At 32.9% G+C, this 14,821-nt stretch carries 12 protein-coding genes, 1 pseudogene and 1 other annotated feature; of the genes and pseudogenes, 5 read left to right on the top strand and 8 right to left on the bottom strand.

Features of this window, described 5'->3' with window-relative positions:
- Together Q0U74_RS05150 and Q0U74_RS05145 are read left to right on the top strand one after the other, a co-directional pair.
- Window positions 1–714 carry an ABC transporter permease gene (locus tag Q0U74_RS05150; RefSeq protein WP_297393042.1) on the top strand — a complete coding sequence of 238 codons (714 nt, stop codon included), beginning with the start codon at window positions 1–3 and terminating at the stop codon, window positions 712–714.
- Window positions 715–775: 61 nt separating this feature from the next.
- Window positions 776–1,017: a binding site (T-box leader), on the top strand.
- An 83-nt stretch (window positions 1,018–1,100) separates the two neighbouring features.
- Window positions 1,101–2,381 (top strand): O-acetylhomoserine aminocarboxypropyltransferase/cysteine synthase family protein, encoded by a 1,281-nt coding sequence (locus tag Q0U74_RS05145; RefSeq protein ID WP_297393041.1) that lies wholly within the window; start codon window positions 1,101–1,103, stop codon window positions 2,379–2,381.
- A gap of 88 nt (window positions 2,382–2,469) precedes the next feature.
- On the opposite strand, the gene Q0U74_RS05140 is transcribed toward Q0U74_RS05145, so the two are convergent.
- Together Q0U74_RS05140 and Q0U74_RS05135 are read right to left on the bottom strand one after the other, a co-directional pair.
- Window positions 2,470–4,755 carry a stalk domain-containing protein gene (locus tag Q0U74_RS05140; RefSeq protein ID WP_297393040.1) on the bottom strand — a complete coding sequence of 762 codons (2,286 nt, stop codon included), beginning with the start codon at window positions 4,753–4,755 and terminating at the stop codon, window positions 2,470–2,472.
- Between the two features lie 318 nt (window positions 4,756–5,073).
- A complete protein-coding gene (locus Q0U74_RS05135) occupies window positions 5,074–5,811 on the bottom strand; it encodes an AAA family ATPase (protein ID WP_297393039.1) in 738 nt (245 codons plus the stop codon).
- Between the two features lie 119 nt (window positions 5,812–5,930).
- On the opposite strand from Q0U74_RS05135, the gene Q0U74_RS05130 reads away from it, so the two are divergent.
- Window positions 5,931–7,418: a helicase HerA-like domain-containing protein gene (locus Q0U74_RS05130; RefSeq protein WP_297393038.1), complete on the top strand. Its 1,488-nt coding sequence runs from the start codon at window positions 5,931–5,933 to the stop codon at window positions 7,416–7,418.
- 101 nt (window positions 7,419–7,519) lie between these two features.
- On the opposite strand, the gene Q0U74_RS05125 is transcribed toward Q0U74_RS05130, so the two are convergent.
- The 4 genes from Q0U74_RS05125 to Q0U74_RS05110 all read right to left on the bottom strand — a co-directional run bounded on the left by Q0U74_RS05125 (window position 7,520) and on the right by Q0U74_RS05110 (window position 11,693).
- A complete protein-coding gene (locus Q0U74_RS05125) occupies window positions 7,520–8,440 on the bottom strand; it encodes a carbon-nitrogen hydrolase family protein (protein ID WP_297393037.1) in 921 nt (306 codons plus the stop codon).
- 38 nt (window positions 8,441–8,478) lie between these two features.
- Window positions 8,479–9,000 (bottom strand): GNAT family N-acetyltransferase, encoded by a 522-nt coding sequence (locus Q0U74_RS05120; protein WP_297393036.1) that lies wholly within the window; start codon window positions 8,998–9,000, stop codon window positions 8,479–8,481.
- Between the two features lie 209 nt (window positions 9,001–9,209).
- Window positions 9,210–11,003, bottom strand: coding sequence for an oleate hydratase (locus Q0U74_RS05115; protein ID WP_297393035.1), 1,794 nt, complete (start codon window positions 11,001–11,003; stop codon window positions 9,210–9,212).
- Window positions 11,004–11,102: 99 nt separating this feature from the next.
- Window positions 11,103–11,693 (bottom strand): TetR-like C-terminal domain-containing protein, encoded by a 591-nt coding sequence (locus Q0U74_RS05110; protein ID WP_297393034.1) that lies wholly within the window; start codon window positions 11,691–11,693, stop codon window positions 11,103–11,105.
- Window positions 11,694–11,898: 205 nt separating this feature from the next.
- On the opposite strand from Q0U74_RS05110, the gene Q0U74_RS05105 reads away from it, so the two are divergent.
- Together Q0U74_RS05105 and Q0U74_RS05100 are read left to right on the top strand one after the other, a co-directional pair.
- The gene (locus tag Q0U74_RS05105) at window positions 11,899–12,906 is read left to right on the top strand and encodes a TrkA family potassium uptake protein (protein ID WP_297393033.1); all 1,008 of its coding nucleotides are present in this window, start codon (window positions 11,899–11,901) and stop codon (window positions 12,904–12,906) included.
- Between the two features lie 62 nt (window positions 12,907–12,968).
- Window positions 12,969–13,877 (top strand): DMT family transporter, encoded by a 909-nt coding sequence (locus Q0U74_RS05100; RefSeq protein ID WP_297393032.1) that lies wholly within the window; start codon window positions 12,969–12,971, stop codon window positions 13,875–13,877.
- Window positions 13,878–14,050: 173 nt separating this feature from the next.
- Here Q0U74_RS05100 and Q0U74_RS05095 read toward each other — a convergent pair whose 3' ends face one another.
- Both Q0U74_RS05095 and Q0U74_RS05090 read right to left on the bottom strand, forming a co-directional pair.
- A complete protein-coding gene (locus Q0U74_RS05095; protein WP_297393031.1) occupies window positions 14,051–14,314 on the bottom strand; it encodes a hypothetical protein in 264 nt (87 codons plus the stop codon).
- Between the two features lie 90 nt (window positions 14,315–14,404).
- Window positions 14,405–14,821: pseudogene (locus Q0U74_RS05090) on the bottom strand (hypothetical protein); the annotation flags it as partial.

Raw genomic sequence — 14,821 nt, 5'->3', positions numbered from 1 at the left:
ATGTTAAAAATAGAATTTAAAAAATTAAAATTATTTTCACTTTTAATTACAGTATTAATAATTCCCTTGCTTGCAAATATTTTTGGGACTATAAACTATTTACTAAATCAAGATGTCTTAAAGAACAAATGGGAAAGTCTTTGGACGCAAACTTCCTTATTTTACTTTATGTTTTTTATAATCCCCCTTATATCAATTATTGTTTCAAGCCTATGGTCAGTAGAACATAAGGCTGGTTTAAAATTAATAAGGACCAGTCCCCTAAAAAATATTAATTTTATTATTGCAAAATCTTTTATTGCCTTTATAATAATAGCCTTCACTCAAATTTATTTTTTATTACTATTTGTATTAAGTGGTAAATTTATATGTGGCTTTAACATTGAAGGACTAGGTCTATACTCTTATTATATTGGGATAAGTATCCTATCCTCCATTCCAATAATTGCTATAATGAATTTTCTAAGCCTAAAATTTAAATCTCTTGGCTTAATAGTTCTTATCTCAGTCCTAATATCCATTATAGGCTTTGGTCTTGTGGCACAAAATATAATTCCATCACTTCAAAATATTGTAGCCTCAAGTAAACTTGCTATTACTACAAATCATTTTGAACTAATAAATAAAATTGACGGCATGAAAATGCTTATATCTTCTTTAATTGAAGCAAGTCTTTTCACAATATTATCTAATAGATTTTTAAAGTATGAATGATAAAAAAATATTTTTAAAAATTTTTACTTGACAAAAGATTTAACTACTTTTATAATCTCAATCATAGACTTTGAAGAGGAGAGTACATTGTAAAACTTTTCACAGAGAGATTTCATTTGGTGAAAGAAATCAAAAGAATTACCTTGGAACATGGCCTTGGAGTTATCGCACCGAGACAAAAGTTTAGGCTGCGACAGGTACGCCTGTTATAGCGTTCGGAGTATGTTGGTACTCTATGAGGTTATTTTAGCGATAAAATAATAAAAAAAGGTGGTAACACGAAGCTCAGCTTTCGTCCTTTATGGACGGGAGCTTTTTTTATTGTTATATAAATAAATTTAAAATCCCTTGAGCTGCCGACAAATAAAATTTTTAGGAGGAAAAAAATGACAAAGAAAAATTTAGGAACATTATGTGTACAAGCAGGTTATGAACCAAAGAATGGTGAACCAAGAGTTGTGCCAATTATTCAATCTACAACTTTTAAATACGATTCATCTGAACAAATGGGTAATCTTTTTGACTTAAAGGAAGCTGGTTACTTTTACACAAGACTATCAAACCCAACTAATGATGCCGTTGCAAATAAAATCGCAGCTCTTGAAGGTGGTGTTGCAGGAATTTTAACATCATCAGGACAAGCAGCAAACTTTTATGCACTTTTAAATATTTTAAAAGCTGGTGATCATGTAATTTCATCATCAGCAATCTATGGAGGCACTTATAACTTAATTGCTCACACAATGAAGGACCTTGGCATCGAATCAACTTTTGTTGATCCAGCAATTTCACTTGAAGATTTAAATAAAGAATTTAAAGAAAATACAAAAGTTGTCTTTGGTGAAACTCTTTCCAATCCATCACTTAAAGTTTTAGATATAGAAACTTTTGCTAAAGCTGCTCACGACCACGGAGTTCCACTTATAGTTGACAACACCTTCCCTACTCCAATTTTCTTAAGACCAATTGAATGGGGAGCTGATATTGTAACTCACTCAACAACAAAATACATGAATGGATTTGCCAATTCTGTTGGCGGAGCTGTAATTGACTCTGGAAACTTTGACTGGTCAAAACACAAGGATAAATTCCCAGGACTTACTGAACCAGATGAAACTTATCATGGAGTAGTTTACACAGAAAACTTTGGCAAGGGCGCTTACATTACAAAAATGACTACAACCCTAATGAGAGACCTTGGCAGTATTCCATCTCCACAAAATTCCTTTTATTTGGGCATTGGACTTGAAACATTACATTTGAGAATGCCAAAACATTATGAAAATGCTCTTGCAGTTGCTAAATTCTTAGAAAATAACGATAAAATTTCTTGGGTAAGCTTTTCTGCCCTAGAAAAGGATTCACAACATGAACTAGCACAAAAATATTTACCAAAAGGTTCCTGTGGAGTAATTGCCTTTGGAGTAAAGGGCGGAAGAGATACAGCTACAAAATTCATGGACTCATTAAAGCTTGCAGCAGTTGTAACCCATGTTGCGGATTCAAGAACTTGCGTCCTACACCCTGCATCCACAACTCACAGACAAATGAACGAAGAAGAACTTAGACAAGCTGGCATTAGCTCTGACTTAATAAGAATGAGCGTAGGCATCGAAGATGCAGAAGATATCATTGAAGATATCAAAGGAGCTCTAGAAGCTATTTAAATTATTTATCATCACCATTTTAAATACTAAAAAAGAACTTGGTTTTATTGCCAAGTTCTTTTCACTTTAATTTTCTTTTTATCAAAATTTATTTTTTTAAATTAATTGTAACTGTCTTATTGGCATCATCCCATTCAATATCTTGGTCAATGCCGTCCTTAGTATTTCCATTTGTCAGTCCAAAAACATTTCCTACATTGGAAATAGATACAAGAATTCTTCCATTAATATTTAGTGGTTTTGAATCCATTTTTATAACTTTTCCATTGGAAAGTAAAATTTCATCGCCATCAATTTGAATTTTTGCAACTAATCCATTATTTGTAAAAGTTGCAATGCTAGTTTGTGAATCCCATTCTACTCTTGCTCCAATCATTTCAGCAAGACTTCTAAGCGGCAGCATAAGTCTGTCATTTTTTATTACAGGCACAACATCCATTCTTTTCTTTTGAGACACTCCATCTTTCACAAATTCGTATTCTCCACTTAAAACATTTATGATGTGTCTTACGCCCTTATTTTTATTATCATTAATTTTGCTTTTAGCTAAATAAGTTTTAACCTCAATAGAATTTTTATTGTAATCCCTATTTTTTAGCTTTGGAAAAATATTCCCTGTCCTTGGCCTTTTATTAGGACTTTGTTTTTGATTAGGCTTTTGGTCTGGTTTAGGATTAGGTTTAGGATTTGGATTTGGATTTGGGTTTGGCTTATTTTTTTCAACAACTCTTGATTCTACTTTGTCAGAATCTTTTTTACCCTTTTCAACTTGAGTAATTATAACTTTCTCGTCTTTATTTAATCCCCTATCTAATTTAGCTTCCCAATTTCCAGTGTCAGAAACTTTAGCCTCAAGAATTTCCTTCTCTCCAAGATAAATTTTTATTATTGAGCCAGAGATGCCTGTACCCTTAATTACTTTATCGCCTTCACTTACCTTGTCAGCTGTAGGTTTAGCAGATGTTGCTTGTTTTCTTTTCCAAGTGCCAGAAATTTTTTCATCTTTTTCTACTTTTAAAAATTTTGTTGGATTCCACCCAGCAAAAGTCCACTCATAAACCTTAATAACTTCACCAGCCTTATCTTTTATAGTCTCAACGAAGTTTTCAGGTTTAGTTGCTTCAAAGGAGTCACCTTTTTTTACTTTAAGGTCTTTTGGCATTTTGTCCATTAATTCTTGTGGTAAAGAATTAATCTCCTCATTGCCCTTGTCGGAATCGTAAGCCTTAAATTCAAATTTTACTTTATAGGACTTAATCGCCCTTGCAGTAAAGGACTTATTGTTTTCACTAACAATATAGTTTTCTGGCTCCCATTTAAGATCGGAATAAGAATCATCAGCTGGCATGGCAGAAATATTATCAAAAATATTCTTATTAGTTGGCAGATGGAAGTCATAAATATTTGTACCTGGTTTTATCTTAAATGTTTGGAAAGGAATATGATGTTCTGCATCTCCCACCTGTTCATTTAAACCACTTTTAACTTTACTTCCCTCTCCTAAGAAGAAAGTCGTTGTTACTGCATCCTTGGGTACATTTGCATAAGTAGAAGCAGTTACATGTGGAAAGACATAAAGCTTTTGATCTTTAACTTCAATAAAAGATTTGTCTTTAAAAGTCACAACAATTTTTCCTTGGCTTCCACTTGGTGCTTGTAAATTGGAAGCTCTACCGTCGCCTTCAAATTTCGCCTCATCAAAGGCTCTTCTAAGATAAGATTCATTTACAGAAGTGTCAAGCTTAACTCCATCTTTCCAATTAATTTCATCATTCTCCCAAACAGAAATATCTACAGGATGTAATTTGTCAGATTTAATTCTATCTGCAATACTAGGACCTGGATTAGGAGTTCCTGTTGTAATTTTCGTAATATTTGCTGTTAAAGTTATATCTCCTTTTACTTCACTTTGCATATTAGTTGAGTTTGGTTCAATAATCCAAGGATTTTTTTCATCTAATTTATATTTAGAAGTGTCAGTTACAAGAGGGCTGACACTAGAAACTTCAGATAATTGAACGCCAACTTTTGGATCAACAAAATATGTCAATTCAAATTCAGGAATATCATGTCCGCCAATTTTAAATTTCCCCATAGACGAGTCAACTTTATAGTTTACACTTACATAGCCATCAGGTTTAACGCCGCCAACATCATTACTATTAATCACAGCTGGCATTTGATTGTTGTTCACGCTTGCTAATCTAAAATTTGGATCTCTATCAATTATTCTTCCATTAAATTTTTTTACATTAAAATCTTCAACAATCTTAGACTCTAATTCTTCTGTATTATTTGGTAAAGCAAAGGTAGTAACCGGAAATGAAAGCCCAAATAATAAAGTCGCCATAGTAGTCGCTACAACTTTTTTCATATTTTCCTCCATATTTTAAGTTAGTATCTTACAAAAATTTTTAATGAGGAAATCTCATAAGAAATATTAAATGAAATAAAAAATTAAAATAAATTGCCTACTACTTTATCTCAAGTTACTAAAACAAATAATATTTATAAATATTTAACTAAGTGTAAAGATACCACAGCAATATTACCACAAGCTTACTTTAGGGTAAATAAAAAATATTTTTCATAAACAAAAATTAAACATTTCTTTGACTTTGTAAAAAAATTTCTTTATTCCTCAATAAAAAAAGAGAAAGCCTAAGCCTTCTCTAAATCAAAAATATTAATTTTATTCTTCGTTAAATAATAAGTCTATCATCTTTTCTGGGTCATCTAAAAAAGTTTTTGTGATGCTATAGGATTCTGTCTCTTTATAGGTCTTCTCTTCTATGCCATTTTCAGAAAATTCAAAAATTTTCGCATGAGGGTAAGCAAGGAGTATTGGCGAGTGTGTTGCTATAAAAAATTGTGAATCATCTTTTTCTAGCTCATGGATTATGCACAAGATAGACATTATTGATGTTGGCGAAAGGGCTGCTTCTGGTTCGTCTAGTAGATAAATGCCATTGCCCCTAAATCTATTTAAGATAAGGGAGCGAAAACTCTCGCCATGAGATTGAAAATGAAGAGACTTTCCCCCATAAGAATCATAAAAATCTGAAGTTCCACCTCCTGCCAAGTTATCAACTTCTGATGCAAGATTGTAAAAGGATTCTGCTCTGAGGAAAAATCCATCCCTCTCCTTGCCTGGTCCTCTTCCAATTTCTAGAATCTCTCCAAGAATTGAGTGAGTCTTTTTTGTTGAAAAATTAAAATTTTTTGAACCGCCTTCTGCATTAAAACCAAGTCTTACTGCCAAGGCTTCAAGAAGTGTTGACTTTCCTGTTCCATTTTCTCCAACAAAAAAAGTTACAGGACTATCTATATCCATGCCCTTAAAATTTTTTAGAAAGGGAATTTCTCTAAGATATGAATCTCCTGGTAGATCTTCTATATTTACTCCATAAATTTTTTTTATATATTCCATAATTTTCCCTCTTAATCTTTTAATTTATTATAACATTTTTCAAATTTATTTTATGTGAACTTTTGTAATCTTTGCTATAATAAAGATAGCTAATAACTTTCATAATAAAGGGGGTTCTCATGGACAAAATTTTAATTGGAAAGGGAAAATCTGAAAATAGTATTCTTTTAAATAAAGTGAATCGACATGGACTAATAAGCGGTGCCACTGGTACTGGTAAAACTGTAACGCTTAAGGTTTTAACTGAAGGGCTATCTGATGCTGGAGTGCCAACCATTCTCGCTGATGTCAAGGGCGACCTTGCAAATATTTCTAAGCCTGGAGAAATAAATGACAAGTTACAAGAAAGACTTAATGAATTAGGCATCTCTAATTTTGAATTTAAAAATTATCCAGTAAACATGTGGGATGTCTATGGAGAAAAGGGAATTCCTCTTAGAGTTACAGTTTCCGAGATGGGACCACTAATGCTCTCTAAAATATTAGACTTAAATGACACACAAATGGGAGTTTTAAATATCATTTTTAGGGTTGCCGACAGCGAAGGACTTTTGTTAATTGATTTAAAGGATTTAAAGCAAGTTATAAATTTTGTTGACAAAAACAGAGACGAAATCAGCAAAAATTATGGCAATGTGGCAAGTCAAAGTCTTTCTGCAATTTCAAGAAAATTATTATTTATTGAAGATGCTGGTGGAGATTTGTTTTTTGGCGAACCTGCCATAGATATCAATGATTTAGTGAGAACTGATGCATCTGGCAGGGGCATTGTAAATATTTTAAATGCTAGTAAATTAATTTCAAATCCACTTTTATATTCAATGCTGCTTCTTTATCTCCTATCAGAAATTTATGAAAACTTTCCTGAAGTTGGCGATTTAGATAAACCTAAGCTTGTGTTTTTCTTTGACGAAGCTCACTTACTTTTTAACAATACTCCAAGTGTTTTAAAGGATAAAATAATTCAAGTTGTAAGACTTGTGAGAAGTAAAGGCGTTGGCGTCTTCTTTATTACGCAAAATCCACTTGATGTGCCAGAAGAAGTTTCTTCACAACTTTCCAACAGAATTGTTCATCAACTTAGAGCCTATTCTCCAAAGGAATTAAAGGTAATTAACGCTGTTGCAAATACTTTTAGGCAAGACGACTCAATGAATTTAAAGGAAGAAATCATAAAGCTTAGGACTGGCGAGGCAATAGTTTCCTTTGCCGATGAGAGTGGCGCACCAAGCCTTGCAGATAAAGCTCTTATTCTTCCCCCACATTCCTCCTTTGTTACTTTAAATGATGCTGAATATAGAAACTTAGTAGAATCTTCAAATCTTTATTTAAAGTACAAAGATATGGTTGACAGAGAATCTGCCTACGAAGTTTTACTTAAAAGAATTGAAAATGAAAAAATTCAGGAAGAAAGAGAAAAATTAGAAGAAGAAAGACTTAAAGAAATAGAAAAGCGTGAGAAGGAATTGGAAAAAGAAAGAAAATCCTCTCGAAAGCAAAAATCTTACATTGACAAAGGCATAGACTCAATGCTAGGAACAATTACACGAAGTATAGGCAGAGAAATCGCAAGAGGTCTACTTGGCTCAATGAAAAAGAGAAGATAATTTATTTTAAATCAAAAAAGACTGGCGGATAATTTTATCTACCAGTCTTTTTTTTATTTGTCCCTTTTTTCTTCAAATTTTATGTTTTTTTATATATTTTTTTACTTCTCATTAACCCTTAGTTCCAAGACATCCGGTCTGGCATAATGTCCCACTGCATCGTGCTCCATCTTGCAGGCAGCCACCAAAGTCATGTCAAGGTCTGCGTAAATTATTTCTTCCTTATCCCAAACAGGGTCAGTCAAATAATGTCCGTAGGGGTCAATAATGCAGCTGCCACCTCTGCACACAAGGCTTGGCAAATCCTTTAGGGCCTCTATTTCATTTATATCCCTTGGATAAGAGGAAGACCTGACAATCATGTCGGCATTGATGAAAAAGCACTTGCCCTCTATTGCTATGTGCTGAATTGTTGCCTGCCACTCTGGATTGTCATTGTTGTTAGGCGAAATATAAATTGTAATTCCCTTTTCATAGAGAGCAACACGAGCAAGTGGCATGTAACTTTCCCAGCAGATTAAACTGCCAATAGAACCAAAGGCTGTTTCTGTGATTGGAAAATAATTTCTGTTGGCATCTCCCCAAACAAGTCGTTCACTTCCAGTTGGCTTTAATTTCCTATGTATTTTATAAGACCCCTTGGGTTCAAAAATAACATTGCTGTTATAAAGTGTGCCGCTAACTGAATCTCTTTCTGAAAATCCTAAACTTATGTAAGCTCCAATTTTTTTAGAGGCCTCTATTAGTTCTTGAAATTCTTCATCATCTGGGACTAGGGATGCATTATAATAGCGCATCCAGTCTTTTCGTCCACCTTCACTTCTCTTCCCCATGCTAAAACCAAAATTCATGCCAATGGGATAGCCAGGAATAAAAAGTTCAGGGAAGACAATTAAGTCTGGATCTTTTTTACTTGCTTCTTCAATATATTTTAGAGCCTTATCCAAAGATGAATTTTTATCAAACATAACTGGCTCAGCTTGCACCAAGGCGACCCTACAAATTTTTTCAATATCTTTCATAACCCTCTCCAATTTATAATTTATTGATAATTTTTTATTTAAAGCTTTTTTTCAAATAAAATTAGATTTACTCCCTTAAGTCCATTAAAAATGCAAGAGAGACAATCAATTTCATCAAAGCCTAGCTTCTTGTAAAGGCTGCGTGCAGGTTTATTTCTTTCATTTGTATCCATTCGCAAATACTTGCAGCCACTTTTCCTCCCATAGTCTTCATAAAATTTTACAAATCTCTTTCCATATCCTCTTCCACTTTTATCTGTATCAATAGCAAGAGTGTGAAGAACCATGACTTCGGAATCTTTGGCAGCAAATTTCCATTTTCCCTTTGCGTAGACATCTAGCTGGTCTTTATTTATCACGCCACTTCCAACAATAGATCCTTCATCTTCCATAACAAACATATCATTTCTTTTAAGAGCTGCCTCAGCTGTTTCTCTCTTTGGATAAATTCCTCGCTCCCAACCAGTAGTAAGCTGACCCATTTCTTCTTTTAAAAGTATCTTATTATATATTTTTTCAATTGCGTCTAGGTCACCTGCCTTTGCTTTTCTTATTATCATATCAATCTCCTAATTTAAAATTTATTTGTCACTTTATTTAATTACATTGTTTGTGTACTTAATCTTATTATATATTAAATTACAGAAAAAAAGCTCCTAAGATTTTCTAATCCTAAAAGCTTTTTGTCGTCTTGATGAAAATTTTGCCCCTAAAGTATAAAAAAGGGACGATAGAACCGTCCCAATTTTTCTTAAAATCTAAAAATATATTAAATAATATTAAATTCTTTTAACATTTCTTCAATGTCAGTGCCCTTTATGCGCTTAGCAAGTTTAATTTTTTGTAGTGGGCTAAGTGGAAGTTCAGGTTTTTTTCCATCTGATAGTGCTACCATTCCATTTAGAAGATATCTTATGTCATATCTTGAAGCAAAAACTTCTGGTACAGCTTTTTCTACGCCACAAAGTACATAAACTGCTTCCATAGCTGTTCTTCCAGAATATTCTGTTGTAAATACTGTATCTCTTCCTGGGTCGTCTAAAGTTTCTGCAAATTGTCCTAAGAAGGCAAAGTTTACTCCTCCCTTTGGAACAACAAGTGGCCTATCGCCAAATTTTCTAGGCATGAATTGAGCTGTAATGTAAGGCATCATAACAGGTACAGCTGTGCAAGTTTCTGCAAGTGCATCAATTTCATTTACAGGAACTCCAATATGATATAACCATTCTTTTGTAATTTCTTTTCCAGTACAATCTCTCATTTTCTTTTTGATGTAGTCGCCTTCAACATCTGTAAATAAACCATAAACCCAAACACAAATGTCGTTTTCAGGTTGTTCTGGGTATTGTCCTTGTCTATTTATTGTCCAAGACATAAGCCAGCTTGAATCTACACAAGTTACTATACCACCAGTTACAGTCTTTCCACCGTAAGGACTCCTCTTTGTAATTTTTTCAATATATTTTGGAACAGAGTCATCATGGCAAGTAACTGTACATGATTCCCAATTACTCTTTTCTACATCAGAGCAAAATACTTCAGGATTACCAAAGTCATCTGATTTTTTAGCAATGTTTTTCCACATTTCCCAGCAACCACTTTGTTCATCTGAAAGTTCTGCTGGAGTATTGTCATCACCATAAGAAGAATTTTCTGTCATAGAACCATTTGTGATGAATAATAAATCATTTTCTGTTAAGTCAATAGACTTATCATTTCCATCTTTATCCTCAGCTATTATTTTTGTAGCAACCTTTCTGTTTTCAGAAATATCAAAATCTACATCTGTTACTTTAATATTGTATTGGAATTTACATCCGTGGTTTTCAAGATACTTAACCATAGGTTTTACAATTGAATTGTATTGGTCATATCTTGTAAATCTAAGGGCAGATAAATTTGTAAGTCCGCCAACATGGTGAATGAAACGATTTAAATATAGTTTCATTTCTAAGGCAGAGTGCCAATTTTCAAAGGCAAACATTGTTCTCCACAAAGTCCAGAAGTCAGAATTTAAAAGTCCATCTGAGAACACATCTTCTATTGCTTTATCTTCAAGTAATTCATCCTTGGTCATACAAAGTTCAGCTATTTCTTTAACTTGATCTTGTGTAAGATTAAATTTACCATTATCATAACGTTCACCTTGTTTATGAGTTATACGGCAATTACTATAGTTTGGATCATCATAGTTTGTATAAAAATAATCATCTAAAACACTCATTTCTGGGTCTTCTAAGCTTGGGATAGAACTCCAAATATCCCATAGACATTCGAAGTGAGCCCCAGTTTCTCTACCACCACGAGCAACATATCCTCTAGTATCCATGTATTCACCGTCAAGTGAACCACCAGGAATATCTAATTGTTCTAAGAAAGTAATTTTTTTACCTTCCATGTGAGCATCTCTAATTAAAAAGCAAGCTGCAGTAAGTGCTGCAATTCCTGTTCCAACTAGATATGCAGACTTTTCTTCAATACCTTCAGGCTTTCTAGCCTTAACTAATCTTTGAAAATCTCCATTAGTTAATTTAAGTCTTTTATCACGAGTTTTAAGTTCCATAATATCCCCCTTTAATAGTTCTTTATCTTTCCTTCTGTATTCATTAAAACATTTATAAGGTAAAGTATCATCTACCAAAAGAGCGTACTTGGGTAACTTTTACTCAATATCAAAATTTTGGGTAAACTTTTCCAATTTTTCACTTCTCTTTAAAGAAAGTAAAATATTTCCATCCATTAACTCTCCAATCCTACGAGCAATTGCTTTTGGATCTGTTTTCATATCAGTTGCTACCCATTGAATTAGGGCGGAACTTAGGGCACATTGATAAAAATAAGTAATAAGTTTTATATCAATTTCTTGAGCTTTTGTATCCTTGGCAACTCTTTCAACATATTTTTTCATAATTTCACCTGAAATAGAAAAAATATATTTTTCAAGGTCAACTCTATAATCAGACTCATAAATGTGCTTTACCATTTTCTTATTATCTAAAATAAATTTAGCAGCTGAAATAAAACTTTCTTCCCAGGACAAAGTTTCGTTAAACTCTTCAATTACTATATCCAGTTCCTCATCAAAGATTTCTTTTACCAACTCTGTCAAATTATCATAATGATAATAAAAAGTTTTTCTCTCAATGTTGCATGCCTTAGCAAGTTCAGTAACAGTAATATTATGTAACTTCTTTTTATTTAAAAGCTTAATAAATTCTTTTCGTATCAAGTCTTTAGTATAATTTTTCGCCATATAAGACCCCTTCCTAAAATAATGTTCTTTGTTATATACTTTCCCAATTTATGAAATATTAAAATGGAGAAAGAGAGAAATAATTTTTAAACTTTCCAATTTTATATTTTAAATAAAATTTCCACTAAAATAATAACTAATAATATTCAAACTTATAGTTTTTTATATTAAAGTATACTATAATCTCTCTTATAAGGAGAGGCTTATGGACGAAAGAAGAAAAATCAAATTTATTTTATATGCTTTTTCACTCTTGCTTATTATAGGCATTGTGGGATATATGATTTTATTAGATGTAGGCTTTGTTGATGCTTTTTATATGACTGTCATAACTATATCCACCGTTGGCTTTGGAGAAGTTGGCACAACAAGTAATTGGTCTGAATTATTTTCAATATGTATGATTTTTTTAGGTGTAGGTATAGTTGGATATGCCTTTACAACTATTGTAGCTATGTTTGTTGAAGGCAAAGTTTCTGATTTATGGAAGGGAAACAAAATGGAGAGAAAAATTTCAGCTTTAAATGATCACTATATAATATGTGGCTCTGGAGAATTAGCAGAAGTAATTATAAATAAATTTTTAGATGAAAATTTAAATTTTGTTGTCATAACTGACAATCGTGAGGACCTTGATGACTATAGTCATCATAATATTTTAGTTGTGGAAGGCCATTCCACTGAAGAAAATGTATTAAAACACGCTGGAGTTGAAAAAGCTAAAGGTCTTATTGCAGCACTTGATACAGAAGTAGATAATATTGTAACTGTTCTTACAGCAAGAAACCTTAATGAAAAAATTTATATTATAGCAAATGCCATCACTAAATCTGGAAGTGAAAAATTATTAAAAGTTGGAGCAAATAAAACTTTGTCTGCTGTAGAAATATCAGGCAATAGAATGGCATCACTTATGATAAAACCAAATATAATTTCTTTTTTAGATGTTGTTACGAGAATGGGCGACGTAGAACTTGATTTAGAAGAAGTAATTGTTAAAAAAGGTTCTTATTTAGAAAATAAAACATTAGTCGAAGCAGAAATTCCAAGAAAAACTGGTCTCACTGTTCTTGCAATAAAAAAGATTGATGATGGGAAACTTCTTTTTAATCCTCCAGTGGATTACACTTTTAAAATTGGAGATATACTAATTATTCTTGGACGAGAAGAACAAGTGGATAAGCTTAAAAATTTAGGAGATGAAATGAAATAAAATAAACTTCTTTTATTACTTAAAATATAAATATTTTATTCAACATTTAGGGAGGAAGATTTTTGAAGAGTGACAATAATTTGAGAGGTCTATTTTTTGCATCCTTTGGTGCTATTAGCTGGGGCATCTCAGGTGTATGTGGTCAATATCTTTTTATGAATTATGATATTGATTCATCTTGGGTCACGGCAATACGAATGGTCTTATCAGGAATTTTACTATTAATTTTAGGGGCTTTTAAGGAAAAGGATAAGGTTTTAAAAATTTGGACTGTCCCCAAGGACCTAGCTTGGCTCTTTGCCTTTGCCATACTAGGACTTTTATTATGCCAGTACGCCTTTATCAGCGCCATAAAATATTCAGATTCGGCAACGGCAACAGTCTTGCAAAGTCTTAATGTAGTAATAATGATTGTATTTATGTCCATAGTTACAAAAACTAAGATGAGATTTTCTCAAATAATAGCAGTCTTCTTGGCTGTCTTTGGAACCTACTTAATTTCCACTGGAGGAAATCCAGGAAATATGAATATTTCAAAGGCTGGACTTATTTATGGCTTGCTCTCAGCAGTAGGTGTTATAACCTATACACTTTTTTCCAGACCAATTATAGTTCGTTGGGGAAATATTATAGTAACTGGTTGGGGCATGCTTCTAGGAGGCATACTCATATCTATCTTGACCAAGGCTTGGATCTTACCCAAGGATCTTGACTTCATAGCTTGGCTAATGATTGCCATAATAATTGTTATTGGAACAGCACTTGGCTTTTCAGTTTTTCTTGAAGGCGTAAAACATATTGGTCCAGTTAAGGCAACCCTAATAGGTTGCTTGGAACCAGCCTCTGCAACCCTACTTGCTTCCATATTTTTAGGAATGAGATTTTCTTTAGTAGAATTAGCAGGCTTTTTCTGCATTATCTTAACGGTTTTCCTTTCAGTAAAGGACAAGCCTAGAGATAGTGAATTATAACATTAAAAGTAAATAGCTCAAATAATAATTACAATTAATTTTAAACTATTCTTTCTAAGTTTAGGCATACAAAAGGCACCTACTTCTGTAAGTGCCTTTTTTGTTTCTTTATTTATTTTATTATTGAAGAAATTGCCGCAACTTTTCTTCAAAGGTTATAGCTTCAAATATTATTAACCCTTTCCAATTATAGACTTCATTATTTCAAACATAGTTGGTGAGTAAATGTTTTTTTGGACTAGGCTCTTCCAATCAAGGATATCTTCTGCGTCAGTCACTCCCTCTGGAAGCATCAAGCTGCCGTCCTTCAAACTAATGGAAGGTGAAAATTCTATTACATCATCCCTGTACCTTATGGTGATTTTTCCATTTGGAGCGATATCACTAATGTTTTGACAGACAAAAGTTGTTCCAGCACAAGCATTAAAATCTAACAATTCATTTGCCACTTCTTTTAACTTTCCATCTTGAGAAATTTCCAATTCCTTTAAAGAAACAGAGGCATTCCTGTACTTAGGAATGATTAATTAACACTCTTCTCCATTTAGATAAGGCATGTCACCACCCTCGCTTTGTTTCATGGAAACAAGCATACCTGGGTCCTCATAATTTAAAAAAATATTTGTCCAAGCACTTAGTTTTTCAAGAGTAGCAGATAAACTTTCTTCATCAAAGGCAGCGCCAAGATGGATTATAAAAGCCTTGTGCTTTTTGTCTTTGGGATCTATGCCAAGCCTTCTCGCCATCCTCAAATACTCAGCAGAAATAGGATCCCTATTAAAGCTGTTTGCCTTAAGCTCTAAAGTTACTGGGCAAGGAACCATGTTTACAATTGAATATTGACTTAAGATGAAGTTGGGTTTTCCTACTTCGTCTATATAAATTTGATTTTCATTTGTTTTGAAATTGTCCCACAGTTCCTTGAGAATCAAGCCAGTAGAGTT

This window comes from uncultured Peptoniphilus sp., from assembly GCF_946998875.1.
In the GTDB taxonomy this organism is placed as follows: domain Bacteria; phylum Bacillota; class Clostridia; order Tissierellales; family Peptoniphilaceae; genus Peptoniphilus_A.
Note: the sequence above shows the minus strand (reverse complement) of the source record. Positions and strands in the feature narration are given on the sequence as shown.

Bases quoted from the DNA above. Each gene is read 5' to 3' on its own strand.
- Q0U74_RS05140 (WP_297393040.1), bottom strand. From the start codon at position 4,755: ATGAAAAAAGTTGTAGCGACTACTATGGCGACTTTATTATTTGGGCTT.
- Q0U74_RS05135 (WP_297393039.1), bottom strand. From the start codon at position 5,811: ATGGAATATATAAAAAAAATTTATGGAGTAAATATAGAAGATCTACCA.
- Q0U74_RS05130 (WP_297393038.1), top strand. From the start codon at position 5,931: ATGGACAAAATTTTAATTGGAAAGGGAAAATCTGAAAATAGTATTCTT.
- Q0U74_RS05115 (WP_297393035.1), bottom strand. From the start codon at position 11,003: ATGGAACTTAAAACTCGTGATAAAAGACTTAAATTAACTAATGGAGAT.
- Q0U74_RS05125 (WP_297393037.1), bottom strand. From the start codon at position 8,440: ATGAAAGATATTGAAAAAATTTGTAGGGTCGCCTTGGTGCAAGCTGAG.
- Q0U74_RS05105 (WP_297393033.1), top strand. From the start codon at position 11,899: ATGGACGAAAGAAGAAAAATCAAATTTATTTTATATGCTTTTTCACTC.
- Q0U74_RS05145 (WP_297393041.1), top strand. From the start codon at position 1,101: ATGACAAAGAAAAATTTAGGAACATTATGTGTACAAGCAGGTTATGAA.
- Q0U74_RS05120 (WP_297393036.1), bottom strand. From the start codon at position 9,000: ATGATAATAAGAAAAGCAAAGGCAGGTGACCTAGACGCAATTGAAAAA.
- Q0U74_RS05150 (WP_297393042.1), top strand. From the start codon at position 1: ATGTTAAAAATAGAATTTAAAAAATTAAAATTATTTTCACTTTTAATT.
- Q0U74_RS05110 (WP_297393034.1), bottom strand. From the start codon at position 11,693: ATGGCGAAAAATTATACTAAAGACTTGATACGAAAAGAATTTATTAAG.